This window comes from Micromonospora echinospora (genome assembly GCF_014203425.1).
Lineage (GTDB): Bacteria > Actinomycetota > Actinomycetes > Mycobacteriales > Micromonosporaceae > Micromonospora > Micromonospora echinospora_A.
In genome coordinates this window covers 2,501,021-2,527,229 of the sequence record NZ_JACHJC010000001.1, presented here as the reverse complement: position 1 = coordinate 2,527,229, position 26,209 = coordinate 2,501,021, and the positions used below count along the sequence as shown (strand labels likewise).

Below are 26,209 nucleotides of genomic sequence, written 5' to 3'. Positions count from 1 at the left end.
GTGACCTCATAGGAGCCTGATCGCAGCAGGTCCCGTCACAGTCCCGTCCACCCGGCCGGCCAGCGTCACGAACCCCTGTCGCCCTGGTCTGAGCTGGAGCCCGCGATGTCAAGCATGAGCCCCGACCCGCGTCGACGTCGAGTCGTCATCGGCGTCGACACCCACAAGCACGTCCACGTCGCCGTCGCCCTGGACGACATCGGCGGCCGCCTCGACGCCCGCTCATTCCCCGCCGACCGAGGCGGCTATGAACAGCTGCTCGACTGGGCGGCCGGCTTCGAGGCGAAGAGGCTGATCTTCGCGATCGAGGGCACCGGCTCCTACGGCGCCGGACTGACCTCCGCTGTCCGACGACGGGGCCTCGGAGTCATCGAGGTCCTGCGCACCGACCGCCGCGACCGTCGGCTACGCGGCAAGAGCGACACCCTCGACGCCGAGAACGCCGCTCGCTCGGTGCTGGCCGGTAACTCCACCAGCGTCCCGAAGACCAACGACGGCATCGTGGAGATGATCCGCCAGATCAAGGTCGCCAAAGACGTCGCGGTCAAGGCCCGCACCGCCGCGATGATCACCCTCAAGGCAGTGCTGGTCACCGCCAGCCCCGAGCTACGTGAACCTCTGCAGCCCTTGTCGAAGATGGCCCTGATCGAACGGTGCGCCGGCCTGCGCCCCGGTCCGGTCACCACCGTGCTCGCCGCAACGAAACACACCCTGCGCTCGATCGCCCGCCGCTGGCAACAGCTCAACGACGAGATCAAAACCCACGAAGCGATACTCGTCGAGCTCACCGGCCAGCTCGTGCCGCAGTTGGTCGCCGCGTTCGGCGTCGGCGCCGACACCGCCGCCGAGATGCTCATCGTCGCCGGCGACAACATCGACCGGGTCCGCTCAGAACCCGCCTGGGCGAGGCTCTGCGGCGTCGCACCGATCCCCGCCTCCTCCGGCATGACCAACCGGCACAGACTCAACCGCGGCGGTCACCGCCAAGCCAACGCCGCCCTCTACCGCGCCGTCATCGTCCGCATGCAACACCACGAACCCACCCGCGCCTACGTCGCCCGCCGCACCGCAGACGGCAAGACCAAAGCTGAGATCATCCGCTGCCTGAAACGACTCCTCGCCCGCGAGATCTGGGCCCTGCTCCGCCCTCTCCGCACGACCACCATCGCCACTTGACAGCTATAGGAGCGTCAACGCGCTGATGGAGAACTTCTGGTCGACGTTGAAGATCGAACTCGTCTACCGCACCTCATGGCGGACCCGTGACGAGGCCGAGAACGCGATCTTCGCCTACATCGACGGCTGGTACAACACCCGCCGCATCCAGAAGGAACTGGGCTACCTCAGCCCAAACGAGTACGAGACCGCCTGGCACAGCCACCGAACCGAGCCAGCCGAGCCACCTATCGCCACCCCTGCACCAGCCGGCAGCAGGTAACCACCGCTCCATCAAAGCGGGGGGAACTCAGGGTCCGACGTACACGCACCTCCCGGCCACGATCCCTACCTTGAGTCCACATCCTCATGCGCTGTTCTGGCTTCCTGGCCGTTCAGCCACCGGGCCTTGTCCGCGCCGATGGTCACCCAGGTGGTGCTTGTCGAGCAGGCGCAGCGCTTCCTTGATCTGCCGGCCCCGCAGTACACCGGCCTCCCGGGACGCGGGGAGGGCCGTTCAGCCGTCGCTGCCTTCTGCAAGGTCGAGTACCTCGGGTAGGCGAGTAGCCGGTGCTGGTTCAGCTGCCAGTGCTGACGGGTCGATCGTGGTGCAAGGCGTAGGCGATCACGCCGTGCCAGATCGGGTTGTCGGTCATCATCGGGTCGATGCCGGTCAGGCTGGCGTAGGAGGCCAGGTAGGGCTGGCCGATCGGCTCGTCATCGCCGTTGAGGTGTGCGCCATGAGCCGGACCGGGGCATGGCCTGCGGCAACTCGCTGAGCGGTGTCCAGCGTGGTGATGTGCTCGCGGACCAATTCGGCAGATAACCCGCGACGGCTCGTCCCGGAAACCCTTGTTTCCGGAACGGGTCAACCCGGAACAAGATCACCCTTAGCGTGACTTTCCCGAACATTAGTCCTCACGGAGCCAGGTCGCCCAACTCCTTGTAGACCTCAGCGAGGTCCGCGAGGACGCAGACGAGGGTGATCGACTGTTTCTGCCCGGTGCTTACGCGCCTGAAATCGAACCCCGGATCGGCGAGTGAATCTGGACCCTCTCCCTCAGTGATCGCGGCGAACCAATCCACAGTAGAGTCAAGGGGCGTCCAGGTTGACCCGCTCCCGCCAGAAGGCGACGTTGTTGCGAGTGACGAGGGTGTAAGGGTGGTCAGGGCCCAGCACCCGCAGCACATCAACGAGCAGATCGTCGAAGGCGGCGGCAGCGCCAGCGGCATCTCCCGCCTCACCACGCCAGGCAGCGAGATTATTGCGGGTGGCCCGGATATCGGGGTGGTCGGGGCCGAGCACCCGCAGCTGGTCTTCGAGCACGCCCTCGAAGGCGGCGACTGCGCCAGCGGCATCTCCCGCCACACCACGCCAGTGGGCCAGGTTGTTGCGGGTGTTGAGAGTGTAGGGATGGTCAGGGCCCAACACCTGCAGCACAACAACGAACAGCTCCGCGAAGGCGGCGGCAGCGCCAGCGGCATCTCCCGCCACGCCACGAAGGGAAGCAAGATTGCCGCGAGTGATGAGAGTGTCAGGATGGTCGGGACCCAGGACGCGCACCCGGTCGTCGAGCACGCCCTCGAAGGCTGTGGCCGCGCCAGCGGCATCTCCCGCCACACCACGCCAGTGAGCGAGGTTATTGCGGGCGGTCAAGGTACCGGGATGGTTGGGGCCTAACACCCGCAGCACATCAACGAGCAGATCCGCATAGGCGACGGCAGCACCAGCGGCGTCCCCCGACTCACCTCGCCACCGAGCCAGATTGTCACGGGTGGCGAGAGTATCTGGGTGATCAGAGCCCAATACCCGCACTCGGTCCTCGAGTAAGCCCTCGTAGGCGGTGGCCGCACCCGCAGCATCCCCCGCCTCACCACGCCAGCGAGCCAAATTGTCGCGGGTCATAAGGGTGCCGTGGTGGTCAGGGCCCAACACCCGCAGCACAACAACCAACAGCTCCGCGAAGGCGGCGGCAGCACCAGCGGCATCTCCCATCACGCCACGCCAGCGAGCCAGATTGTTGAGGGTGGCGAGGGTGTCGGGATGCTCGGGGCCGAGCTGGTGGGCGGCGCTTTCGTGCAGGGTGTGCAAGTAGGCGACGGCAGCGGCAACCTGACCGGTGCCCCCGAGGCTACGGCCTGCGGTGAACAGGATCGTGTGGGCCCCGTGCCTGGGATTCAGCAACAGTGGCTCGGTCTGGGCGTGCAGGACAGCCGTATTGGCGCGCAGGGCTTGGGCGTGCTCGCGGTCGCGTTCGATCTCCGGCCAGATGGCCTGCAGGGCGTCGGCGGCGATGACGGCTAGCTGCGCGGTGTGGTCGGTGGGGGTGGCTTCCCGGACCACGCGTTGCAGGAGTCCGTGGACCCGGACCATGCCAGCCGCGTGATCGACAGTGGTGAGGCTGAGGCGGGTCAGGTTGTCCAAGGCGTCGGTGAGGTCGTCGACGTCGATCGGCTTGCCGGTACGTGTGCTCAGGTAGGTCTGAACTGTGGAGGTGGTGAACACCTCGATGGGAATGCCGTTGGGGTCGAGTAGAGCGGCCAGTTCCAGCACCGGCCGGGCCACACCGGGCGGGATGAAGCTGTCGGCGCGGTCAATGGACAGCGACCAGGTGACCGCGACCGGGTACGGGTAGTCATCCGGCAGTGCCCGGGGAGCCAGGTCGGCCAGTTGTCGGCGGCCGTCGGCGAGGCGGCGGCGATAGCCGGCGCAGGTCATGCTCGTCCGGTCCAGGATGTACGCCGCAGCCTGCGCCAACGCCAGAGGGAGATGCCCAAGGTCGACGGCCAGGTCGGCTGCCTCCTCGAGGCGGCCCGGGACACCGGCGAGCTTGGCGCTCAGGTAGGCGGCCGACTCGTCTGGGGTGAACACACCGACATTGATGACCTGCCGGCCGGCGGTGAGGGCACTATCGGCGCTGCGGGTGGTGACAACCGTCCGTCCCACCTGAGTGGCCGGCGGCCACAAGCCACGCAGATCATTCGGGTCGGCCACATCATCGAGGACGATCAACCAACGCCGTGGGGTGGTGGCCAGCCAGGCCATAAACCGGGCGGCGGCCTGGTCCGCGTCGGCGTCCTCGATACCGGTGACATCGGCGGCGGCTTGGGCGTACGCGGTGACCACCCCTGAGCGGGACGTCGCCGACACCCACACCAGCAGATCCAGAACCCCGCCGTCCCACAGCCGGTGGGCCAGGCCGGCTGCCAGCTGGCTCTTCCCGACCCCACCGAGTCCGGCCGTCACCTGACACACCACGGCCCCATCCCCCGCCGCCGCGGCGTCGAGCTCGTGGTCAGCGGGGCGATCCTGTCGGCAATGCACCACCGGTGGCACTACACCTACTCGATGCGGCCAGGTCACCAGTGGCCGAGAAGGGAGATGAAAGGTGTTGTGCTGGGTGTTGGTACCGCCCACGTTGATCTGCAGTCCCTGCGCGTGTACCTCCGGCCGCGGACCACCATCACGGACGGCGTCGGATCCGTTGCCGGGCTGGCGGGTCACCGGGATCCGAAGCTGTTGTGCTGGGTGTTAGTGCCGCCCAGGTTGACCTGTGCGCCCTTGCTCGCGCTGAGGTCGATCCCACCCGGTGGCACCGGCTGGGATCCGGCCACTACCGGCCCGGTTTCGGACAACTGCTGTGGACGAAGAGGAAGCAGGTACGGAGCCAACAACCCGATGATCGCGACCACCACTCCAGCGGCGCTGCCCAGCTTGTCCGCTTTATCCAACCCGACCACTGCCAGGTAGACGACAAGCCCCACCACGGCCAGACCGGCCATGATCCGACCAGCCCACAGCCACAGGGCGCTACGACATGGCACGTCAACCTCCCCCAACAACCAGCCTTCAGCAGGACTACTGATTGTAGGAAGTGGACACACCAACCGTGGCTAAGCTGGCTCGATCCGTCATCGTGTCCGAGAAATCGAAGCGTTCGGTGAGGGGATCCGCTGCGACGGTCCTCGACGACGACGCCCCGGGCGAGGACGTGCCGCCCCGATCCGCGGCCGGGGCTGCAGTCGGGTTCCGCCACCCCATCTAGTCGCGCCGGGGGCCCGTTCTGATCAGCGCGAGCGAGATCACGATCATGACGAGGCCGAGGCCTGCCAGGACGGTCGGCGCCTGCAGGAGCAGATCCTCCGTCGCGTACCCGTCGGGCGTGGCAGCCCGGGTCGGATCTGTCCTGTCGACGCGTACATCGAGTAACTCCCCGACGCGGAACTCACTCTCGTCGAGTTCGCTGGAGAACCGCTCCCGATACCGCACGCCGTCGAACGTGTAGTCCACAGTCAGCCTCGTGGCGGAGAACGAACGCGTGATCCTGAACCGTTCGACGTAAACCACTTGGCCTGTCGTCTCGGCGCCGACGCGAACCCGCTCGTCGATCGCCTCGTTCAGCCGACCGGTGAGCAGCATCCCCGCGCCGATCAGAAGGGTGCCCAGGACAACCACGAGGACCAGCTTCAACTCCCGCCAGCCGAACGGGCTCTCCACCACCGGCCCTCCTCGCGTCTCGTCCGGCGGCCTGGCTAACTCCGGGGTGGCAGTGGTGCGACCGGGCGGACCGCGGTGAACTGATCGTGCTCATACCGGGTGGCGGCGAGCAGCAGCAGCCATTCGTCGCAGCCCTGCCACGGGTAGAGGTCGGCGGCACCGCCGCGTACGGCCCTGGGCCCGTCACCGGTGCGTGGGCGGGCATCCGCCGGGGCGCCCACGAAACCGGGAATCCACACATCAGCGCAAATCTCGGCTGCCGAGCCCATCGCGGCCAGCCCGAACGCGTTCTCAGCGCCGGCTGTCCGCCGCTCATCACCGAAGTCGTCGAGCAGTTGGTCCTCGCCGGGTTTCTCGTCGCCGCGGAAGGTCAAAGTGGTGGTGCCGGCTCGGGCTGCGTACTCCCACTCGGCCTCACTGGGCAGCCGGAACGGCAGCGCGTCGAGCAACTCGTCCAGGTCTCCCTCGAGCCGGGCCGCGCCGGAGTCCGCGCTGGCGTAGTCGTCCTCGTACTCGGGCAACCAGTGCTGGACCTGCGCGACCGTCAACGGGTGCCGGGCAACCAGGAACGGTTCGACCCGCACCTCACGTACCGGCTGGGCGTCCCCGACACCGGCGAAGAACGACTCAAGAGTGTCCTCGGCTCCCCCACTGCGCTCGATCGCACGCACCGCCGCCAGTTCCGCCTCGGACAGACCCATGCGAAAAGTCCCGCCCGGCACCGCCCGAAAGACCACGCCGGACGGGATATGCCGCCAGGCCGGCCGCCCGGCCACGATCTCCTCGGTCCACACGACGCCGAACGCTAGCAGCCCAGGCGCCACCAACCGCACGGCCTCAAACGACGAGCAGTGGACGTTAACCGGCCCGTTCCTGAGCGCCTGGAGAGCCAAGCGGGTCTCGGTCGCGGGCCGCCACGGGGAACAGGATCTGCGGGAAACGGTGAACGCGATCCTGTACCAGAACCGAACCGGCTGCCAGTGGGCGTATCTGCCGCACGACCTGCCGCAGAAGCCGGTGACCTACTACTACTTCGGATTGTGGCGGGACGACGGTACCGACACCGCGATCCATGACCTGCTGCGCTGCCAGAAACGGGAGAAGGCCGACCGGGCCGAGGACCCGACCGCGGTCGCGGTGGACACCCAGTCGATCAAGGCCGCGAACCACGTCCCGGCCGCCACGACCGGAAAAGACGCCGGCAAGAACGCCTGTTCAGCCTCAATGTCCTCACCGAGAGTGAGCCAGGAATATTCACTCCAGCCCCAAAAGGACCTAATCTCCGTAACCGCCCTCTGAGACCGGGATCAATGTAGCGACACCCCCACGTGCGCTGAACTCCTTGTCACCCACCCACTGAGCATCATTGAGGCTCGCAACCTTTGCGCCGTTGGTCGCCCGCGCTCCCGTCGGCTCCTTAGCCGAGCCCGCGCAGGGCCCGGCGGCGTTGCTCGCGGAGCGAATCGGCCCGCGGTGGCGGTGGCGGGACCGGAGACGACGCGGCGGCCTCGGCCCTGCGCACCTCGGCGCCGCAAGCATCGGTCTGCCGCAGGATCCGTGCGGGCTCGTCCGGGGCGGCCACGCCACGAGCAAGTAGTCTTCGACCGGGGCGGATACGGACTCATCAGGCGCGGTATCGCGGCCTCGCCCGCGACTACGAACGGCACCCCTCCATCTCCGAAGCCCAATCCGCTGGGCCGCCATCGCCGGCATGACCCGCCGCATCACCCGCAGCCGACCCGCACGCCGCCAAGCCCGCCGCACCTTCACCTGGACCTGATCAACCCGATCTCAACACGCTTTAAGACTGACGTGAGCCTGAACATGTGACGGCTTCTATTCGGTTACGTGATACTCATTCCAGCCCACGGAGGCCAACAGGCGGGCTCCACGCTTGGCCATTTCGCGAGCACCCGCAGTGTAGTAATGGCCCCTTGCGTCCTGCCTCGCCCCAGTCACGGGATTGACAACTATTGAGCCGGTAAGCATTGACTTCTTGGCCCCTGCAATTATCGCTCGCCACGTCTTGAGGCTTTCGCGATGATCCGTCATCGCACCAATAACCGTCTCACGCAGTTCATCTTGAGATTGGGCACCTAGCGACACCGTGAGAACATCTGGATTTGCCCTAAGAAAGCGAATTGACGAATCGACCGCTAAATCCATGGGAGTCAGATTCAGAACGACTCGGCTAATGTCGGGCAGATCACGGATCGCGTCCAACGCCGCATCCCTTTCGCACGGCCGCACGCGGTATCCAGGAATGAATACTTCAACAGCGAGCGCCAGTTGGTAATCTTCAACCCAATGAGCTACCCATGAGGCAACCTCGGCCTGCGTGGCGTGGAATTGCATAGAAAGTTTCGTCATAGTGCCTCAATTGTAAGCCACGAAGTGCATCTCGACTCCCGCGCCCTCAAGGTCAGAGATGGCCTCCGCTTCGCGCTTGATTGGCGCACCGTTCGCAGCCTTCTTCCCCACGTTGATGCCGTAGATTGAGCCGTCTTGACGACGTACAAGGATGTCAGGGCGTCGAGCCCCCTTGAAACCCCCAGGCGTTGCGATAGCTCGTTCCGGCAACACACCACCGCCCGCGATGATCTCTCCATCGACAACAGACCGGCCAACGGCCTCGATTTTAAGATTATGCGGCCCGGTTCCTGCCGGCTTGGGACCCCGCTTCGCGCCCTTCGGGCACGTGTTATGAACCAAAACTGGGGTGTCACCAACAAGAACGTAGTACGTATGAAGGTTGGCAACCGTCAGGTTGTACGCCGCTTGGGAGCGAGAGTTCGCGCCAATCCCTCTAATAACCAGTTGCCTACCGTCATGGGTGAGAAGAGCATCACCCGCATCGAGCTCCTCGGCGGGCTGCCACTCGCGATCACTTGCATTCCAAAACGGGTGGTCGTTGGTCGTCGCTACCGATCCGCCATCGAGGGACAGAAGGCGCAGCTCGTCTTCGTGGATCCAGAGGTTGGTGATGCTTTCGGCACCACTTTCCCCGGTTTCCGGGTCAGTTGCAGCAACTATGTCCCCGACCCGCAGGTCTTTCATCCTCTTTTTGGTGCCGTCGGCGAGCAGGACTTCTGTGTCGCCGGAGAAACTACAGGCGCCGCCAGAGGCGCCTCGGCTTCCCCCAAGCGCCGGTGATCCACCAGATCCGCCGTCCGCCGCTGCCTTGACATTCGGTCGAAGGCCGACCGCTCCGGGCATGCCTGGTAGGTCATCCAGGCCGCAGACCTGGGCACAGACGGAGTCGGCGCGACCATCGAACAGCTGATTGTACCAATCACCGCATTCCGATCGGCCAATTTCATCGCATACGAGTAGTGCTAGCTCGATTTCGGCTTGCAGCATGAATTCGGGGGAAACTTCCCATCCGCCGCTGGCTGCGGCGAAGTGGGCTCCACGGTGGTTGTTCCACGCTCTGGTGAACTTGTCGATGTCGACATAGACGGGAACGCTGACATTCTTGGCGGGCGATCGCGGGTTGGTGCGTGGTCTTTGGGGCGCGCTACCAGTAAGGTGCCGGGATTTGCCATATGCCTCGTTTTCGCTCGAACCGCATCCGCCGGGGCAGTCTCCCTTTGCGACGTCGTAGCCGTAGCAGTCGAAGATCGCGCAGTCTTCTTCGATGAGGCCGCTGGGGTCACTGCGGGTGATGGGGCTGTTGCTGGCGTAGCTGTAGCCGTGCCATTGCTGGGGGTTGGTGAGGTCTTGCAGTGGGTCGACGCTGATGAATCGGCCGAGTCCTGGGTCGTATTCGCGGGCGCCGAGGTGGATGAGTCCGGTGGGGTCGTTGTCGCCGCCGACGAAGCCCTTGGGGTTGGCCCAGGGGATTTGTGATCCGCGGGGGTTGCCGTAGGGGGTTTGGTAGCGGCGGGTGACGGTTTGTGTGCCGGAGTTGCAGGCGCGGTTCGTCGCTGGTGTCTTGGCGGGGCCGGCAGCGGGAGCTATCGGTGATGAAGACGGCCGCAGATGCCAGCCGTGCGCCGGCAACCTCCATCACCGCGCGCACCGCGCCTCCGGTCAGCTCCGGCACCAGGAGGCGTGCGAACTGTTGGTTGGCGGGAACGGCCCCTGCGACGGTCCATGACCCTGGCGCGCCGGTCGGCGAGGTCTCGATGACGACCCTGTCTCCGGCCGCCACGGCAAGTTCCACCATGAGTGTGCCGTCCACCAGGGCACAGCCGAGAAGGACGGGTCCTGAGGCGCTTACGGAGCTGCCAGCGGGCGGCGTCGACCTCAGGTTCTGGATGGCGCTCGGCGGCTGAGGATCCCCTTCTGATGGGAAGAGCCCGTCGCCGTGCGGTGCGATGACAGCCAGCTCGCAGTTGCCGCCCTGTCCGGTGCTCATCAGCAGCGCCGAAGCGGTGATGTTCGCGCTGCCGGTCATGCCGGCGGTCTTTCCGTCAGGGGTACGCCACTCAATCAGCTTTCCGTGCCAGGCCCGCCCGGCACTGAGCAGAGTGAAGGTCTGATCAACGGCAGGCGCTGCCGCACGGGCCAGGGCGGCACCGTCGAACATAGCGATGGAGGGCTGCACGGCAACCCGTACGGCTTGCGGCTTCATCCGAGTGACGATGGCTGTCGCTGCGCGGGCTGGCGGATCGTAGAACGGGGCCGCGAGGCGCAACTCGTCTACCGCGTGCGCCGGCAAGTGGTTCAGCAGCGGTTCGTGGAGGTTGCCGAACGCCCGCACCTCCGACCACTGGTCATCAGCCTTCTGCGGCCGCATCCGCTCAGCGACGTGCCGGACTGTCTTGGCGATCCAGCTAGCCAGACCGACCGCGTCTGGCAAGTCTTGCAGCCAGTCCGCGACGTCATCGTTCCCGTTGCAGTCGCTGGCACCGGCAAACAACACCAGCCGACTTGGAGAAGCCGGCGCGAAGACCACCGCCACCGCGGTTGGCGCGGTCGGCGAGTGTACGACAACGTGGAATCTGCGCCTGCAGCCCGTCGGCTACCCGCTCGTGACCGCATCGACGTCAATGGCGGAAATCATGTGCGACAACGCCACCGGAGCCAACGGATCCCGGCCTGCGCGGGTCGGCTGCGTCGTACCGTGGTACCCGGCACAGGTGCTTTACAGCCAGAGTCGCTACCCGAGCCTGGCTTCGCATGTCTCGCGAGCCCAAGGCTCCGGACTGCCCGGCGCAACCATCACCAACCCGCTCAACCGCAACGTCGACACGGCCACGAACAACCTCAACCGCAGCCGCGCCTGCGGGGACGCACCCAGCCTCACAGGCAAGAGCTGCGACGAGTATCCGCTGGCCTCAACGTTCCAAGGACTGGCGTTCGGTGGTAGCCGGCGCACGTTCTCCGGCTGCAACATCAGCGCGCCGACCAACGTCACCGGACCGTCTGGTGCCAGCGCCTGCATGATCACGGCCAGTGAAAACAATGCCCAAGGCGGGTTAATGGCCGCGTTCTACTACGACTACCGCGTACTGCACAGCGACCCATTCCGCATCGGCATCAGCAGCTAACACCGGCACACCATCGGCAAGGGCACATCGTTGCGGGGGCCGGTTACTCGTGGCCCTCGCAACGATGTGCTGTCAGCCCGATAGGTGGGGCAGGATGATGTCATGAGGCATCCTGCGCGCGTTCATGTTCAGGACCACGGCTTCCTCGTGACCGACCGCGATGTTGACACCGTGTTCGGGACCATGGACTACAGCACGGGCCTAGCCGGAGTCATGGCCTCCGCCGCGCTGCTGTACGCCGGCATCGACCGCGGCCACGTCCTCGTCACCGCCGAACCATTCGACGAGCGTCCCGCGCTGGAGACCGGCACGCGCTGGAACGAACTCGACTCCTGGGAAGACGTCGCTGAGGTCAGCCTGTACGTGCCTAACGGGCACCTCACCGTCGAGGAACTTGAGCAACCACCAGAACACGAGCGGGTCAGTCTGCCAATGCTCAGCATCCAGGGCCCCGGGCACTACCGGCTGCGGATACACGCCAGCGGCCGGGACCGCCACTACGACCAGGTGCTCGACCAGTCAGATGAACGATTTCACCTCATCGCCTGGCCCGAACCTCCGGCTCCCCCACTGATCATCAAGGCCGGATCCCGGTGCGGCTACGGCCTGCGGCTAGCCCCCCTTCCACTCGCGCCTCCACCGCCTGAAGTCACGCAGGACGAAGACGCGGAGGCAAAACGCCAAGCCATGCAGTTGCGCAATCTGCTCGATGGCTGAACCGCCGTGGCGGTCTTGGCCCACGGCTTCCTCGATTTCCTCGCCGAGGGGTCTGTGGATGAGACAGAGCCCTTCGCGAGACAGGCCCTCGCCGAGGGCTTCAAGGATTTGGTTGCCGCCACCGAGGATTCGTTCGACGTCGCCGTGCCGCGACCGGAGGACCTACCCGGCTAACGAGCAGTGATCATGGGTTGGTCGAGGATGCCAGCGAGGCGCAGGCGTTGCCGGTGGGTGTGGAGAAGGTCGGCGGCTGCGGCGGAGTCGCCGAGGGCGTTCAGTTGGTCGGCGGCGAGCTGGTGGAGCTGTTGGTTGTAGGGGTCGATGCGGATCGCCGCTTGGAGCAGCCGTAGGCGCTCGTGCGGGTCGGTTTGTGCTGCTGCGGCGGTGGTGTGGGCGTCGAGGGCCAGGCGGCGTGTGGCTTCACGGGGTGGGTCGATCCATGGCCAGGTGTGACCGGCGGCGAGATCGCCGGTGTAGGCGTCGATCACGGCCTGCCAGCTGCCGGGTGCGTCTGTGGTGGCGCTGTGGTGGGCGGCGGCCTGCAGTCGCCACAGGTCCACGTCGGCGCGTGGGTCGAGGTGGTAGCGGCCCTCGGTGTGGACAACCATGGGGTCGGCGGTGGTGGCGCGGATGGTCGAGCGGAGGTCGCTGAGGGTGGTGTAGAGGCGGCCGGTGACAGTGTGGGCGGGTAGGCCGGGCCAGAGGGCTTGTACGAGTTGCGTGGTGGTGGCGCCGTCGGGGTGCACGGCGAGGAAGACGAGGATTTGCAGGGCGGCGCTGCGGCGGATGGTGACCTCGTTGCTGTCGATGTGCAGCGCCGGACGGCCGAGCACCCGCAGCCGGATAGCGGTTGCTGTGGTCTCGGTGGGCTGCCGCGGTGTGGGCGGTGTGACTCGGCTGGATTGGCGGGGAATCTTTGCCTGTGCGCGGTCGACCGGCCGGGCTGGTACGGAGGCGGCGGGGTCGAGTACTTCGGTGGCGGGCTGGGCCAGGACGGCGAGCAGGTCCGCCGCGGCGGTGCCGTCGAGGACACACATCCGTGGCCGTGGTTGCCCGGTCTGGTGATCGACGGTGTGGCCGTGGCGGTCGACGCGCCAGGTGGGTAGTGGTGCTCCGGCGTCGAGGGTGACGACACGGGCGCCCGGGAGGTCCGGTGGTGCCGCCGTCGCGGGTCCGGCGGTCATCACGAGGCTGGGTATACGGCGGTCGGCTGTGGACGACGTGCGGGATGCAGGTAGCAGGACGGCGGCATGTTCGAGGGTGTCGATGACGTGCAGGCCCGGGATGGTGGCGACGGTCTCGGCGACGCTGGGCAGGAGCCTGGTGAGGGTATTGCTGGTGATGATCACCGGGGTCGTGTCGGTGGGGTCGCGCAGCGCGGTGAGGAGTCTGGTGACGAGCAAGCCTCGGGCGGCGTGGTCGGCGCCGTCACCGGCGAGACGAATGCCGGCTGGGGGCAGCGGCGCCTGCATTGCGCCGGTGGTGGCTGTTGGCGGCGGTGGTTGGTCGGCGATGACTGCTTGGACGGCGGTGATGGTGGCGGGTAGGGGTGTCAGCTGGGTGGCGTTGGTGTCGGGTTGGCCGGGTTGGTGGGCGCGACGGCGGCGTAGCCATACCAGGGCGGCTGCGGCGGCGATGTGGTGGGCGGTGTCGTCGGGTAGCCAGCCGCCGGGCACGACCACCCCACCGCGCTCGGTCTGGGGCGTATCGGAGGGGTGCTGCAGTTCATCGGCGGTGACTGGTGTCGGTGGGTTCGGCGGATGGGTGGTGGGGGTGTGGGCGGTGGTGAGGGCGGCGGCGCCGGCGATGCTGGTGGCGGCGGCCTGCCATGGGGTGGGTAGCGGCAGGTGGCGTACCCATCGGGCGCCGGCGCGCAGTCGGCGGGCGGCCGTCACGGTGACGGTGTAGGTCATGCCGAGCCACAGCAGCCAGGCCACGGCGATGAGCCCTGTGGTGAGGGTTGCCGGGGTCAGCGGGTCGGTCAGCCAGTCGCGTAGTTGCGTGCTGGTCGGCCAGCCGGGCAGGTGCGCTCGGGTGAGGGTGGTCAGCAGCCACGGTGGTATCGCCAGGACGGCCAGCACGACGGTAGCGCCTGCGAGTCGCCGGGCCCCGTTCACCGCGGCTCCTCCCCCACGTGCGTTGGGCGGTATCCGGTTGGTGGGGTCATTGCGGCGGCCGGTGGGGGTGGTGGGGGCGTAGGAGGTGGGTCCACATCTGGCGTAGCCACCAGGTGGTCACGGCGATGGCGTAGATGGCGCCGAGGATGCCGGAGGCGGGCCAGGAGACCAGGGCGGCGGTGATGACGGCGAGGGGTGCGCTGAGGATCAGGCGCAGGATCGGCTGGGACACGACGGCCATGACGGTGCCGATGCCCAGGAGCAGGCCTCCGGCTCGGCCGGCGAGGTCGATCCAGAGGATCAGGTGGGGCCACCGGTCGGCGGTCAGGCTGTATTGGATGAGCAGCATGCCGGCGGCGGCGGTGATCACGGAGCTGGTGGGGAAGGCGAGCAGTTTCGACCATCCGCCCGCGGGGGTGCGCCATTGCCGGGTGGCGATGAGGGCCATGACGGCGGCGGCGGTGATGGTCGGGGTGATGGGTAGCAGTGTCCAGCGCAGGAAGCTGTTGACGGGGTAGCCGACGTAGAGGCTTCCGACGACGGCGTACATGCCGCTGACGGCGACGCCGAGGGAGGCTGCGGCGAGGATGCCGGTGCCGGTGTGTGTGCCGGGGCTGGTCGGGGTGGTGGTGCGGTTGGCGATGGTGGAGGCGAGGACGGTGCCGGCGCTGAGGCAGGCGATGACGGCGAAGACGGCGGCCATTGTCAGCTCGCCCCAGTTGAGGATCGCTTCGCGGTACATGAGGGAGCCGCGCCACTGGGGTGTGAGCAGGAACTGGGAGACCAGGGCGAGGGATGCGAAGCCGGGTAGGGCGATCGCGGCGGCGCGCCGTACCGGCGGTATCGGCTCGTCGGTCGTGGTGGGGTCGGTGGTGGTGTTGGTGGTGCCTGCGTCGGCGGCGCCTCGGGCTGCGGCCAGGGTGGGCTGGTCGACGAGGGTGGGGGTGATGCCGGCGTCGGTGAGGGTCTGTGCCAGTAGGGGTAGGCGGGCGGTGCCGCCGACGCAGTAGACGCCGGTGAGGTCGCGGGGTGTGAGTTCCGCGGCGGTGATCGCTTCGGTGGTGAGGTGGGCGATGCGGTGCAGGACGGGCTGGGCGGCTTGGTCGAGCAGGCCGGTGTGGAGCACCACGGCCGGCCCGTCGGGTAGTGGCACGGTGACGGCCGGGTGGTCGGTCAGGGCGTGTTTGCCGGCGCGGAGGCTGGCCGTCATGGCCCATCGTTGCCCGCCGGTGGCGGGTGGGTTGGTGGTGAGTGTGGTGGTGAGGGCGTCGTCGATGGCGGTGCCGCCGGCGCTGGGGTCGGCGAGGGTGGCGAGGACTTCGAAGCCTGCGGGGCCGCGGCGCAGGACGCTGACTTCGGCGGTGGCGCCGACGTCGCAGACGGCGATGTAGGCGCCGACGGGCAGCTGCAGGCCGGTGGCGAGCAGGTGCCCGGCGACGGCGGTCGGCGCGTCGATCAACTGTGGTGGTGGGAGGCCGGCGCGGTGCGCGGCGTGGCGCATCCAGGTGCGTCGTCGCGGGCCCCAGCCTGCCGGGACGACGAGCCGTACGTCGTCGATGCCGGGTCCGGTGATCTGGTGGGCTTGCTCGGCGACGTGGCGCAGGGTCGCGGCGACCAGGTCGAGCGGGTCGACGTCGGTGTCGGCGACGGTGAGGCGCTGTTCGGAGGGTTGGCGGGGGTGCGGGATGAACCGGTGCGGTGTGGCCGGCGCGGCCCGCCAGGCGTGGTGGCCGGTCACGGTGGTGCCGTCCTCGCTGAGGAGGACGGCGCTGGGCAGGGCGGGTTCGCCGTCGAAGAGCAGCGGCGTCCAGGTGCCGTCCGGCCATGCCAGTACGGCGGTGGTGTCGGCGCTGCCGTAGTCGATCGCCAGCCGCGTCTGCCCCGATCGCATGGATGTCAGTCAAACATGAGGATCTCATTCACGTCATCCCTGAATCACTCACCGCAACCGGCCGCGGTGCCCAGCAGGGCCACAACAGCGAACGCCGGGACCGACGATCGGCCCTGGTTCCTCTGGGTCGCACGTGGCCACTTGACCTGCAGCGGCATCGTCAACGGCATGCCGCACTATCGATCATTCGTCGGGAGGACGACATGCGTGACTCCACCAATCCGATCTCAGCGCACGGACAAGCCGTGGCGAGCCGATGGACGCAGGCGGCGTTGTCCTGCGAGCCCGCGGACCAGGCGCGCGCGGAGGCAGCCGTCCGCCTCGCCTACCGCAGCGCCGGGCATCCCGAGCCGTCGCGGTTCCTGTGGTGCCCCTCTCCCCCGGCCGCCCCTGCAGCAGGTGCGGCAACTGCTCGAGGACGGGCACACGTCGCTGGTCGCCTCGGTCCGCCGCTACGCCCTCAACAACGCGCTGGCAGCAGCACGAGCCCCGATCTGGGAGCAGACCAGCGACCACGACCGGTTCACCGCCTTCGGCGATTTCCACGACTTCATGGAATGGCACGGCTACTACGGCGAGCAGCGCTACGACGGCTTCGAGGCCCGCTACAACCTGATGGAGCACCGGTACCTCTGTAACCCGGTCACCGAGGGCGAGCGGTCCGCGCTCACACCGGTACTGCAGGCGGTACGGCAGGTGTATGAGCAGGTGCTGGGTCCGGTCTGGGCGGCGGTCGACCGTACCCTCACCGGCGGCTACATCATGCAATTCGTCTGGTATTGGAGCGACGAGCAGACGATCGTGAAGCGCAACGACGAGGGACGCGCCGTGATCCGTTACTGCCTGGATCCTCGTGACTGGTTCTTCGATCCGGCCTGGAACCTCTACCCCGACTGGCTTGTGCTCGCCGCGATCGACACCTACCAGCAGGTGCTCGGCACGGCACCCACCCCAGGGTGGGAGGGGTGCCGTGACGTGGCGTTGGCGGCTGGGCCGTGGTGGCCCCTATCGGGGGTGGCCGTGATGATGCAGCGCCCCACCGTTTTGCGAGTCACCGGCGACGGCCTGCTGCACGGCGCCGACGAGCCGGCGCTTGTCTGGCCCGACGGCAGCACCCTGTGGGCCCGTGACGGTGCCATCGTCCCAACCGGGTGATCGCCCCGCCGGCGGGATCAGCGCCTCATCCGATTGCGCCTCGGCGCTGGAGGGCGGGTCGTGTGGCGACCCGCCCTCCAGCGCGTCGGCGCCGCCGTCCGCGGGCGCGCGGGCGGGGCCGATGACGGATGGCTCAGACGTTGCCGTGCGTCGGTGCTTGTGCGGTCAGGCCTGAGGCGGTGCGAGGAGTTAGGAGCTGCAGGTGTTCAGCATGCTCTGCAGCGCGGACTTCTCCGACGACTGCAGGCTCAGCCCCCAGTTGTACTTCACGGTGATCCACATCTTGCTGTAGGTGCACCGGTACGACGACAACGGCGGCTGCCACGTCGACGGGTCCTGGTCACCCTTGGCCTGGTTCACGTTGTCGGTCACCGCGATCAACTGCGGGCGTGTCAGGTCGTTGGCGAAACTCTGCCGTCGACTGGTGGTCCAGCCACTGGCGCCTGAACGCCACGCCTCCGCGAGGGGCACGACGTGGTCGATGTCGACGTCGGCCTTCGACCTGGGCGAGTAGCCCTTGGTCGCCGGACAGGTCGCAGAAGCCGACGTGCCACCGGTCCGCGGTCGTGGTCCGGGAGGCGGCCTGCTCATCCCAGGTCCAGTGCGGCTTGCCCCGGCGGACCTCGTCGATTCCGAGCACCGTAACGGGCTCGGGCTCGGCCGGCAGCACCGCGGTGGCGTGAGTGGTGAACGCGGCCGCGACGAGCGGCCACGGGATGCCGTGGTCGCGGGCGGACTGCGCGATCGTGCGCCCGCCGCTCCAGCCGCCTGCCGCAACCGGGTGGTCAACCTGGCACGGGCCGGCACTTGAGCGACCTGTCCGGTGAACGACCTGCGCGGACAGGCCGACGTTGGTCAGTACAGTACCAGCGTCGTTTACGCCAGCGCAGCCTCACCGGCCGCCCGGCGACCGGCAGGTCCCGCGGCCGGGTCGTGGCCCACTCCTTCACCCGCACTGCTCGCTGCCCGCACTGCGGGCAGCATCGTGCCTGTTCACAACCGGTGGACAGGTCCGCCACCGGGATGCCGGCGGCAACCAACTCGACTCGCTCGGCCACCAGGCCATTCAGCCCCAGTAGCAGGGCCGTATCGTTGACCATGCTCGCAGCTCTTCACATGTGACCATCCGAACTCGACACCCGGATGATCACCGATGGGCTGCGAGCCCTACACATCCGGGTCACCGTCTGCCCGCGAACCCCACTCAAGTTCGAAGAGCCGTCATGCCCCGAAGCGGCGTGTGATCGCGCCTCCTCAGGACGCCGTCGCCGTCACGATCCGCTCGTCCATGGCACCGCTGCGCAGCGTGTGGACGACGAAGTCGGCCGCGTTCCGGGCCGCCAACGGCTGCATGTCGTCCGACTTGTCGTAGCCGCGGTCGGCGATCGCCTTGACCACGATCCAGTCGACCTTCTCGGGAGCAGCGGCTGCGTAGACGCCGGCCCCCTCCATCTCGCCCGCGATGGCCTCGGGGTCGATCTCCTGCAGTTCCCGGTGCAGTTGGCGGGAGTTGACCAGCGTGCTCGACGACAGGATGGTGCCGAAGTGCACCGGGCACCTGGTCCAGGTGTACTCGCTGGCGCCAAAACGCTGGTACAGGGCCTCCGAGGAGGAGACGAAGTCGCCCCGTATCCGGATGATCGGGGGCTGGCCCGGTTCCGGCTCCATCACCTTGCGGTGGTCGATCGCCCGCAGCTTCCGGGACACCACGATGTCGCCGAGGCTCTGCTCGTCCTCGCGCAGACCGAAGCAGATGCCGGCGAGGATCAGAAAGTCCGGCGCCAACCGCTGGATCAGTGCGGCGGCGGTGATCGCAGCGCCTCCGGGGTCGACCGCACCTGGTCCGCTCTGCGCGAGGACGACCTGCGCCCGGGACACCACGCCGAGATCGAACACCACATGGGTGTTGAGGGGCTGCGGCTCAGGCTCACGGCCGTTGGCCGCCTTCAGGGCCGCGAAGAACGCATCGCGTTCGGTTCTCGTGGCCACGAGGATCAGGACAACCGATCTACGTTCGTTGATCATTGCTCTCAACTCCCTTGCGTTCGAGGACCGATGTCGGGCGTAGCGGTACAAGGCGACGGCGAGCACGACGACTCCGACAGCCGACATGACGCTGGTCAGCCACCCAACGATCACCGACTGGGCGGTCGCCGGCGTGATCGAGGGTGGGTCGTTGAACAGCAGCCGCTGCGCCAACCAGCGCACCGCGCTGCCGTAGTTCGCCGGTCTTCCGGCACAGTCCGCCTGGGCGCACTCCTCTCGTTCCCACCCGGCGATCAGCACCGCCTCGCCGAGGACCACGACGGCGACGGCAACCAGGTACAGAAGCGCGACGGTGCCCGTGTCGAAGAGACGTAGCGGCGGACGATCGGGCTGGCGCAGCGGCCGCTTGACCATGGCCTCGGGATCCGAGCCGGCGGCCACGCTCCCGGTGGACCAGGCGGCGGCTCTGCGGCGCATCGGGCTGCTGGTGATTCCCTGCGTCAGGCACACGAGTGTCTCCGTGACGTTGATGATCGGCGCCTGAGCACCCAACTCCTGCAGACACCGCTTTGCCTGTCCGGTGATCAGGTGGCTCAGCCGTGCGGTGACGTGACTCAGCAACTCGCCGCCGGTGGCCGGATCGACGTGGTGACACAGGACCATCGACCACCGGGTGCCGGGCAGGGTCCGCGCGGCCACCGCGCCGGGCGCGGGACGGGGATTGCGGACGGCACCGAGCACCGACCGCGCGGCGTACAGGACCAGTGCGGTCATCAACAGGGCGATGTAACCCACCGCCACCAGCGCCAGAGCGAGGCTCGCCACAAGGACGAAGGCGGGGCCGAGCAGGGCACCGGTGAGCGCGACGACCAGCGCACCGAGCAGGCACACCACCGGCGGCGCCGTGAGCAGCACGGCGTCCCAGTGCCGGACCAAGCCTCGGGCCACCCGTAACCGGCCGGCGAGCGGCGCGACCGCGTGGTCCGCCGGCGGCTGCAGCATCGCGAGCGAATCCGGATTCCGCCAGACCAGCCGCCCCTCGTGGCCGGCGACGTAGAGCACCATCGGCAGTGGCGCCTTGCCTCGGAACACACCGAGAACACTGCGCGGGCGGACCAGGTCCATCGCATCGCGGCCGAACTCGGCACCGCGGATCGACCGCGCGGCCGCGCGGCAGTCCCGGTACGACGGTGGGCTGCTGCGCCACTCCGCCACTGGCTGCGTGGTGATCAACTCGGGCACCCCGAGTTCCCGGTGGGTTCGCCGTACTTGACCACCATCAGCTCGATCCTTGTGCTCGTCGCAGGGCTGCTGCCGGCCGGAGCGGACTGTCCCACGACGATCCAGTTGCGGTCCACCAACGGGAACCGGCCCTGCCCCAGTCCGTCCTTCGGCAGGAGCAGATAGAAGCCGGCGGCTCGCAGTGCGTCCTGTGCAGCCTGCAAGTCGCGGCACACCACGTCGGGCACCTTGCCTTCGACGGCGTTGATCGTGGGTTGCGGGTCGGTCGGCTTGCTGACGTTCAGCGTCACGGAGGTGGCGGTGTCGGCGGACGTCCCGGCTTCGGGGCGTTGCGACACGATGACCCAGTTGTCCTTCTCGAGGATCATGCGCCCCTCGCCGCTCGCATCGACGACGTTGATCGACAGGATTCCCCGCGATCGAAGCCGTTCCTCCCCCTCCGACAACCGCAGACCGGTGATCTCCGGGATCGTCGCGGTGCTGTCGTCGGTAGCGGATGGTGACGGAGTGGGGGTCGACGGCCCGGCGTCGGTCGGGGACGGTGCGGGCGAGGTCGGCGCCGCCTGGGTCGGGGCCGGGTCCGTCGTCTCGTTCGTCGGCTCGCTGCCGCATGCGACGAGTACGAGCAGCGCGCAGGAGGCGACGAGAGCGAGTGGTGAGGCATGGCCTTTCACGGAGACCTCCTCCATCCGGTCCACCAACGACGACTGATCCGCTGTCGGGGGCGCAGGCGCCGCCCGAGGCGGACAACCGCCAGCACGAAGAAGAGCAAGGTGAGTACGGCGAGCATCGACATGTTGAACGCGTACTGCCCGGTCGTGTGCGACCAGATCGCGTCGTGGTAGGCCGTCGTCGGGGCAACGGCGCGAAGGTCGGTGGCGGAGGCGGCCGCCCCGAGACCCCACCGGGTCGGCATCAGCATCCCCAGGACCTGCAACAACCGGTCCCCCGACATGTCGCTGGTCACGCCGTTGAAGGCGATCTGGGCGATGGATGCCGCCGTTGTCCAGGCCACCGCCTGCTCCAGCTTCCTGGCGTGTACCGAGATCAGCAGGCCGAGGGACATCGCCGTGACGCTCAGCAGCGCGAGCGTGACGAACAGCTGCCAGGTCGGCGGAATGGACAACCCGTGGACGGGTCCCGGCTTGAGCCGGGTGAAGACCACGGTCACGATGGCGGCCTGCGCGACCGCGAGGACCGCGTACACCGACCAATTGGCGAGCAACAAAGCGGATGGCTTCATCCCCGTCCGGTACTCTCGCCGGACGATCGCGAACTCGGAGACGACGTTGCTGTACGTGAGAGCCTGACCGCTCAGCACGGCCAGAGTGGTCAGCAAGCTCAACACCATCGGGCCGGACTCTCGCGGTGCGCCGGGTTCGGCCGGGCCGAGCCCGTCGGGACCGGTCACGAGGGCGGCCAGAACCGCGGTGACCGCCGCGATGAGCATCGGGCTCGCCGCGACCATCACGGTACGCAGCCGGTCGAGGAAGCCCCGCTCCGCGCGGTTCTTGCGCTGACCGTGCGACAGGACCAGGGCCCACTGCCGGGCGATCAACACCGGAACCTGGCGGGCGGCCACGACGGCGGCGTGCGGACGACGAATACGGTTGGCGCGCTCATCCGGTTCCCGCGCGGCGAGGCCGGCCTCCCGCGCGGCCTCCGCGACCTCCGGTCCGGCCTGGTAGGCGCCGGCGAGCGCGGTGGCCACCTCCCCACCCGGCTCGTCGGGCTGTTTCGCGAGGGTCGCCATCAGGTCCGCGTAGCTGGCCGCCTGCAGCGCTTCGCACTCCCCGCTCGGCGCACCGAAGTAGACGGGACGGCCCCTGCTGCCGACGACGAGCGTGGCGTCGGCCAGATTCAGGTGCTCGTTCGAGTGGGTGACGGTGATGACCGTTCGTTCGCCGGCATGGGCGTACCGGCGCAACAGCTTCATCACCTCGCGGTCCATGTGGGAGTCCAGGCCCGAGGTCGGTTCATCGAGCATGAGCAGGGTCGGGTCGGAGAGCAGTTCCAAGCCGATCGACACGCGCTTCCGCTGGCCGCCGGACAGGTTGGCCACGAGGCTGTCCAGATGCTTGGTGAGGCCGAGCCAGGAACAGATCTCCTCGATGTGGCGTTCACGGTCCCCCTTGTGCCGGGGGCCGGTCGAGCGCAGCCGATCGGAGTACCGCAGCAGTCGACGCACGGTCAGGGTGGTGTGCAGGCTGTCGTCCTGCGGAACGAACCCCAGCATGGACCGCACCTGCTCGGCGTGCCGGTTCAGGTCAAGGCCGGCGAAGTACAGCGACCCCCCGGCCTCCGTCGACAGTTCCCGGGTCAGCGCTCCGAACAGCGAGGACTTCCCCGCCCCGGAGGGTCCCAGGATGGCCACGACCGTCCCCGTGCGCTGCACGAAGGACATCCGGGTCAACCGACCGGTCTCGTCGCTGAGCCCGTGGACGATCAGACCCGCGGGGCCGAGGCGGGTCACCAGCAGGTGCGTGGCGTCCTCGCTGACCCGGTACCGAAACCGGTCGAAGTCGAACGAGTCTCCGGGTCGGAGCGTCGCCGACCGCACAGCGCGGCCGTCGACGTAGAGCTCACGACCGTGCCCGAGGTGCCGCAGGCGCAGCCCCTGTCCGGCACGCTCGATCCGGAAGTGCCGTTCGCTCACGTCGTAGCCCTCCACGAGCACATCCGACGGCGGCACCTTCGATCCGAACACGGTGACCGGGACCAGCATGATCACCTCAACGGACCGAGGAGGCGGCGGCGGGTAGTCGACCTCAGCCCGCTCGTGCCCGGGCCCGTCGTGCTCCGGCAACGCCCACTGGGGGATCTCCGGGTCGAGCACGCCCAGCACCTGGTTCACCCAGGGGCCGTCCGGGTGCGACCGCACCAGGCGACGCCGGTAGGCGGCCAGTCGCCGGTGGGTGTGTTCGTGAATGCGTCGCACCCGGGCATAGGCCACCTCCCGCTGCACGGTCGCCTCGCGGCCGGCCCGGGCGAGCTGGACCTCCGCGTCGGTCACCTCCCGGTGTATGTCACGGATCATGGTGAGCACACCCGTGCGGCGCTTGTGCTGCTCCCGTTTTCGGCGGTCTGCAACGATCCGGGGGTCGGCGGCCTTCTCACCGGTCCGCCGTCGCCCGAGTTCCTCGGGTGTGAGCTCGCGGCCGAGCGCGGCGCTCTCGGCTTCGGCCCGGCGCAGCATCGCTAGGCTGCCTCGCTTGCGCGCCTCCGCCCCCACCATCGTCTGCCCGGCGCCGAACAGCAGCGTCTCCATGCGCAGGTACTCATGGTCGAACGCGTCCTGCGCCCGGCGGATCAGCACCTCCCGGTGGGCGGTGGTGACCCGGTGCCCTCGGGTCCGGGGTCTGGGCGGGATGCCGGACCTGCCATCCCGCCACCCCTGGTACCAGTCGGCGGCCCGGGCGAACGGCCCGTACCGGATGGGTTTCACCGGGTGGTCCCGGACGGGCAGTACAGCCGGACGACGACCGACCGGTTCTTCGCCGCGGGTCCGGGTATCAGTACGCCATTCCGGTCGAGATCGGGAACGTGGCCGTCCCACTCTGTGCCGACACCCTTCGTCGTGATTCGGACGGCGGGTACACCGAGTTCGACGAGGATCTTCTTCACCGCCTCCGCCCGCTCCAGTGAGAGCCGGCGTCGCCCCTCCCGGGTGCCGTCGGTGGCGGTGGTGCCGATCAGGTCGATGCGTTGGTTACCAGCAGTCATCGTCGGTGCCAACTCGGCCAGCGCGGAACGGGCCGCCGCCGGGTCCACGAAGACCGCCCGGTCGGGCAGGAAGCCGACCTTTCCGCTGTTTGGCAGCACGGTCTGTCCGCACGTCACCGGCGTCGGCTCGGGCGGGGGCGAAACCGGAGTCACCGCCGGCAACTGTCCCGACCGGGGCCGGTTCGCCCCGGGTCCGTCGAAGACCGCAACGCACCGGGCTCCGGCCTCGGTGGCCACCGCCTTCCAGATGGCGATCAAATTGTTGTGCGTCCGCTGGTCGAACGTCGGTTGGGGGGCGACCGTGTCGCCGATTCCCACCAACACCACGACGCGCCCATTCAGCTCGGGCAGCAGCCGATGCTTCTTGAGGAACGTCGTCACCTCGGTGGGTTCGGCCGCGAGCAGCGCGCCGTCACGGAAGTCCAACGGAGCAGTGGTCTGCAGTCCGGAGTCGGCCAGGACAACGGTGCCACCGTCCTCGGGAACGGACCGGGCCGCCAGACTCAGAGCGGCAAGGACGTCGGCCTCTTGCTGCTCCGCCCGTACGTTGGCGAACTCGGCGTCGACGCTCTGCCGGAACCGCTTCAACTGGACGTCCCGGCCATCGCCATTGCCCGCCGTGGACTTGAAGGTCGCGGAGAAGGCCTTCTCCGGGGTCCCGTCCAGCCGAATCGCCGAGACGGGGTGTCCGCCGTCCAGGCTCCGGTCGATGAGATCCGACACCGCCTCAGGCAGGCGAGGATCGGGGGTGTTGGCCCGGGCGCCGTAGGCCACCGCGAGGGGCCCGGTGGGAAGCTCGCAACCGTCCGCCACGGCCGTGGCACCGGTCGGACCGCCCGGTGCGGGGACGGGCTCGTCGCTGCCGCATCCGGAGAAGCCGGTCAGCACCAGGCCGGCGGCGAGCAGCGGCGCGACCTGTCGCACTCGGTTCGTCGAGCGGTGGATCATCATCTCTCCCTTGCCTCAGGCCTCTGGCGGCCGTGGGGGGTGGTAGGGGTTGCGGTCGGGTTCGAAGAGCGCGTCGGTCAGCGCGGGGTCCTTGGCCCGCTGGGCCATGACCAGCCGGGCGTGTTGCTTCAGCTCCTCTGCCAGCGCCAGGCGCCGATCGCTCTCCCGGCGGAGCACCTCGACGGCCTTCTGCTGGTACGACTCCTGCAGTTCCCGGTTCCCGTTGGCGACCTGCATGGCCAGGGCCGCCCGGGCCGCCCGGCGGGCGGCGAGCGCCTTCGCGATACGCGCACGCAGGTGAGCGCTGTGGGCGGGGTTGTGAGTGAGATATCCGCCGATTCCGGCGACCAGTCCGGTGGCGACGTACAACGCGACGAACACGATCGCCGCCGGCCCCAGGTGGAGTTCCGTGCCGGCCGCGGCCGGCACGGCCGGCTCGCCCTCCCGTTGGATGACGCCCGCCACGCTGTCCGGCTGCTGCGCCAGGCGTACGTAGAAGGCGGCAGCGCCGAGGACCAGCCAGCCGCACACGCACAACCAGGGCAGTGGGCGTCGGATCCACTGGACTCCGGCCCGCCGGTCGCGGAAGGTCGCGCCGGCGGCGTGGGCGAGGAAGAGCACGACGGCCGTGAAGCCGGCCACGATCATCAGCGCCATGCGTTCGGTGAGTTCCGGCAGCACCACCTTCACTACGCCGTAGAACTGGCCGTAGTCGGCGGCAGCCGCGGCGGCGAGCACCAGCAGATGCACGACGGAGCCGAGCGGACGGCCGGCGAGCAGTGCTGCGTCGTCGTAGCCGTTGCCCTTCTGCCCGTCGAAGTCGGGCCGCTGGCGATCGGTACGTTGCAGGCTCATCGCGGCCGCCCCTGGTAACCGCCGGCCAGCCGCTCGTGAGCGAAGTCGTGGGCGAGCGTGAGGTCTTCGTACCGTTGGTAGTAGTAGCGGGTGAGAGCGCCCTGCCACGCCACCACGGCGTCCGCCGCGGCGAGATACCGCTCTACGTCGACCTGGTACTCGGCGTAGTGGACGGCCAACTCGGCGAGCCACGCGTCCGCCCGCGCGTTGATGAGGTTGTCCAGGGCGTGTCCCGTGCACTCGTCGATGGCCTCCGGGGCGAGCCGGTCGACGTAGCGGTCGATCTCCCGTCGCGCCGCCTCCGGGTCGACCGGCTGCGGTCGGAAGGGCCTCGGGGTCGGAGATCCGCCCAGCATGAACCGGCCGAACAGACGGCCGATTCCGATGCGCATCCGCAGGGGCGTGCCCAGCGTCATTCCTGCCATGA

The 26,209-nt window shown here is 68.4% G+C and carries 20 protein-coding genes and 3 pseudogenes; 7 read left to right on the top strand and 16 right to left on the bottom strand.

Annotation, left to right across the window (positions count from 1 at the left end; translation table 11 throughout):
* Positions 1–105 precede the first annotated feature (105 nt).
* From FHU28_RS11985 to FHU28_RS11975, 3 genes are all read left to right on the top strand, one after another.
* Positions 106–1,176 carry an IS110 family RNA-guided transposase gene (locus FHU28_RS11985; protein ID WP_116509105.1) on the top strand — a complete coding sequence of 357 codons (1,071 nt, stop codon included), beginning with the start codon at positions 106–108 and terminating at the stop codon, positions 1,174–1,176.
* A 25-nt stretch (positions 1,177–1,201) separates the two neighbouring features.
* Entirely contained in the window at positions 1,202–1,438 is a 237-nt protein-coding gene (locus tag FHU28_RS11980; RefSeq protein WP_116509107.1) for an IS3 family transposase, read from the top strand.
* A gap of 126 nt (positions 1,439–1,564) precedes the next feature.
* Positions 1,565–1,714 (top strand): hypothetical protein, encoded by a 150-nt coding sequence (locus FHU28_RS11975; RefSeq protein WP_184683711.1) that lies wholly within the window; start codon positions 1,565–1,567, stop codon positions 1,712–1,714.
* 534 nt (positions 1,715–2,248) lie between these two features.
* On the opposite strand, the gene FHU28_RS11970 is transcribed toward FHU28_RS11975, so the two are convergent.
* From FHU28_RS11970 to FHU28_RS11955, 4 genes are all read right to left on the bottom strand, one after another.
* Positions 2,249–4,402, bottom strand: coding sequence for a tetratricopeptide repeat protein (locus FHU28_RS11970; RefSeq protein ID WP_311773569.1), 2,154 nt, complete (start codon positions 4,400–4,402; stop codon positions 2,249–2,251).
* A gap of 254 nt (positions 4,403–4,656) precedes the next feature.
* Complete coding sequence (locus FHU28_RS11965) at positions 4,657–4,938, bottom strand: hypothetical protein (RefSeq protein ID WP_184683709.1); 282 nt, start codon at positions 4,936–4,938, stop codon at positions 4,657–4,659.
* A 259-nt stretch (positions 4,939–5,197) separates the two neighbouring features.
* Positions 5,198–5,656, bottom strand: a complete 459-nt coding sequence (locus FHU28_RS11960; RefSeq protein ID WP_184683707.1) for a DUF3592 domain-containing protein — start codon at positions 5,654–5,656, stop codon at positions 5,198–5,200.
* Positions 5,657–5,688: 32 nt separating this feature from the next.
* Positions 5,689–6,447, bottom strand: coding sequence for a formylglycine-generating enzyme family protein (locus FHU28_RS11955; protein WP_184683705.1), 759 nt, complete (start codon positions 6,445–6,447; stop codon positions 5,689–5,691).
* Between FHU28_RS11955 and FHU28_RS11950 the strand changes: the two are divergent.
* A pseudogene (locus FHU28_RS11950) lies at positions 6,431–6,859 on the top strand (transposase); the annotation flags it as partial. The gene FHU28_RS11955 and the pseudogene FHU28_RS11950 sit on opposite strands and share 17 nt — an antisense overlap.
* 630 nt (positions 6,860–7,489) lie before the next feature.
* Here the strand turns inward: FHU28_RS11950 and FHU28_RS11945 are convergent.
* Both FHU28_RS11945 and FHU28_RS11940 read right to left on the bottom strand, forming a co-directional pair.
* Positions 7,490–8,023 (bottom strand): hypothetical protein, encoded by a 534-nt coding sequence (locus FHU28_RS11945; RefSeq protein ID WP_184683696.1) that lies wholly within the window; start codon positions 8,021–8,023, stop codon positions 7,490–7,492.
* Between the two features lie 6 nt (positions 8,024–8,029).
* Entirely contained in the window at positions 8,030–9,655 is a 1,626-nt protein-coding gene (locus FHU28_RS11940; protein WP_184683694.1) for a polymorphic toxin-type HINT domain-containing protein, read from the bottom strand.
* Positions 9,656–10,491: 836 nt separating this feature from the next.
* On the opposite strand from FHU28_RS11940, the gene FHU28_RS11935 reads away from it, so the two are divergent.
* A complete protein-coding gene (locus FHU28_RS11935; protein WP_184683692.1) occupies positions 10,492–11,148 on the top strand; it encodes a NucA/NucB deoxyribonuclease domain-containing protein in 657 nt (218 codons plus the stop codon).
* Between the two features lie 102 nt (positions 11,149–11,250).
* Positions 11,251–11,865 (top strand): hypothetical protein, encoded by a 615-nt coding sequence (locus tag FHU28_RS11930; RefSeq protein WP_152037870.1) that lies wholly within the window; start codon positions 11,251–11,253, stop codon positions 11,863–11,865.
* Positions 11,866–12,035: 170 nt separating this feature from the next.
* On the opposite strand, the gene FHU28_RS11925 is transcribed toward FHU28_RS11930, so the two are convergent.
* Complete coding sequence (locus tag FHU28_RS11925) at positions 12,036–13,982, bottom strand: AfsR/SARP family transcriptional regulator (protein WP_116508996.1); 1,947 nt, start codon at positions 13,980–13,982, stop codon at positions 12,036–12,038.
* 46 nt (positions 13,983–14,028) lie between these two features.
* The gene (locus FHU28_RS11920) at positions 14,029–15,873 is read right to left on the bottom strand and encodes an Hsp70 family protein (protein ID WP_116508994.1); all 1,845 of its coding nucleotides are present in this window, start codon (positions 15,871–15,873) and stop codon (positions 14,029–14,031) included.
* Positions 15,874–16,272: 399 nt separating this feature from the next.
* On the opposite strand from FHU28_RS11920, the gene FHU28_RS11915 reads away from it, so the two are divergent.
* Positions 16,273–17,028 carry a DUF6745 domain-containing protein gene (locus FHU28_RS11915; protein WP_184683690.1) on the top strand — a complete coding sequence of 252 codons (756 nt, stop codon included), beginning with the start codon at positions 16,273–16,275 and terminating at the stop codon, positions 17,026–17,028.
* A 189-nt stretch (positions 17,029–17,217) separates the two neighbouring features.
* Here the strand turns inward: FHU28_RS11915 and FHU28_RS32285 are convergent.
* The 8 genes and pseudogenes from FHU28_RS32285 to FHU28_RS11875 all read right to left on the bottom strand — a co-directional run.
* A pseudogene (locus tag FHU28_RS32285) lies at positions 17,218–17,580 on the bottom strand (HNH endonuclease family protein); the annotation flags it as partial.
* Positions 17,519–18,128 (bottom strand): annotated as a pseudogene (locus FHU28_RS33320) (transposase family protein); the annotation flags it as partial. The pseudogenes FHU28_RS33320 and FHU28_RS32285, both read right to left, overlap by 62 nt.
* 154 nt (positions 18,129–18,282) lie before the next feature.
* A complete protein-coding gene (locus FHU28_RS11900) occupies positions 18,283–20,247 on the bottom strand; it encodes a 5'-methylthioadenosine/S-adenosylhomocysteine nucleosidase (protein WP_184683684.1) in 1,965 nt (654 codons plus the stop codon).
* Positions 20,244–20,945 (bottom strand): PASTA domain-containing protein, encoded by a 702-nt coding sequence (locus tag FHU28_RS11895; RefSeq protein WP_184683682.1) that lies wholly within the window; start codon positions 20,943–20,945, stop codon positions 20,244–20,246. Before FHU28_RS11895 ends, FHU28_RS11900 begins: the two co-directional genes overlap by 4 nt.
* On the bottom strand, positions 20,927–23,701 hold the full coding sequence (locus FHU28_RS11890) for an ATP-binding cassette domain-containing protein (protein WP_184683680.1): 2,775 nt from the start codon (positions 23,699–23,701) through the stop codon (positions 20,927–20,929). Before FHU28_RS11890 ends, FHU28_RS11895 begins: the two co-directional genes overlap by 19 nt.
* On the bottom strand, positions 23,698–24,927 hold the full coding sequence (locus FHU28_RS11885) for an OmpA family protein (protein ID WP_184683673.1): 1,230 nt from the start codon (positions 24,925–24,927) through the stop codon (positions 23,698–23,700). The genes FHU28_RS11890 and FHU28_RS11885 overlap by 4 nt, the downstream gene beginning before the upstream one ends.
* A gap of 15 nt (positions 24,928–24,942) precedes the next feature.
* Positions 24,943–25,782 (bottom strand): hypothetical protein, encoded by an 840-nt coding sequence (locus tag FHU28_RS11880; RefSeq protein ID WP_184683671.1) that lies wholly within the window; start codon positions 25,780–25,782, stop codon positions 24,943–24,945.
* Complete coding sequence (locus tag FHU28_RS11875; RefSeq protein ID WP_184683669.1) at positions 25,779–26,207, bottom strand: hypothetical protein; 429 nt, start codon at positions 26,205–26,207, stop codon at positions 25,779–25,781. The genes FHU28_RS11880 and FHU28_RS11875 overlap by 4 nt, the downstream gene beginning before the upstream one ends.
* Positions 26,208–26,209: the final 2 nt, after the last annotated feature.

Bases quoted from the DNA above. Each gene is read 5' to 3' on its own strand.
- FHU28_RS11895 (WP_184683682.1), bottom strand. From the start codon at position 20,945: ATGGAGGAGGTCTCCGTGAAAGGCCATGCCTCACCACTCGCTCTCGTC.
- FHU28_RS11880 (WP_184683671.1), bottom strand. From the start codon at position 25,782: ATGAGCCTGCAACGTACCGATCGCCAGCGGCCCGACTTCGACGGGCAG.
- FHU28_RS11980 (WP_116509107.1), top strand. From the start codon at position 1,202: ATGGAGAACTTCTGGTCGACGTTGAAGATCGAACTCGTCTACCGCACC.
- FHU28_RS11920 (WP_116508994.1), bottom strand. From the start codon at position 15,873: ATGCGATCGGGGCAGACGCGGCTGGCGATCGACTACGGCAGCGCCGAC.
- FHU28_RS11930 (WP_152037870.1), top strand. From the start codon at position 11,251: ATGAGGCATCCTGCGCGCGTTCATGTTCAGGACCACGGCTTCCTCGTG.
- FHU28_RS11965 (WP_184683709.1), bottom strand. From the start codon at position 4,938: ATGGCCGGTCTGGCCGTGGTGGGGCTTGTCGTCTACCTGGCAGTGGTC.
- FHU28_RS11985 (WP_116509105.1), top strand. From the start codon at position 106: ATGTCAAGCATGAGCCCCGACCCGCGTCGACGTCGAGTCGTCATCGGC.
- FHU28_RS11875 (WP_184683669.1), bottom strand. From the start codon at position 26,207: ATGGCAGGAATGACGCTGGGCACGCCCCTGCGGATGCGCATCGGAATC.
- FHU28_RS11885 (WP_184683673.1), bottom strand. From the start codon at position 24,927: ATGATCCACCGCTCGACGAACCGAGTGCGACAGGTCGCGCCGCTGCTC.
- FHU28_RS11945 (WP_184683696.1), bottom strand. From the start codon at position 8,023: ATGACGAAACTTTCTATGCAATTCCACGCCACGCAGGCCGAGGTTGCC.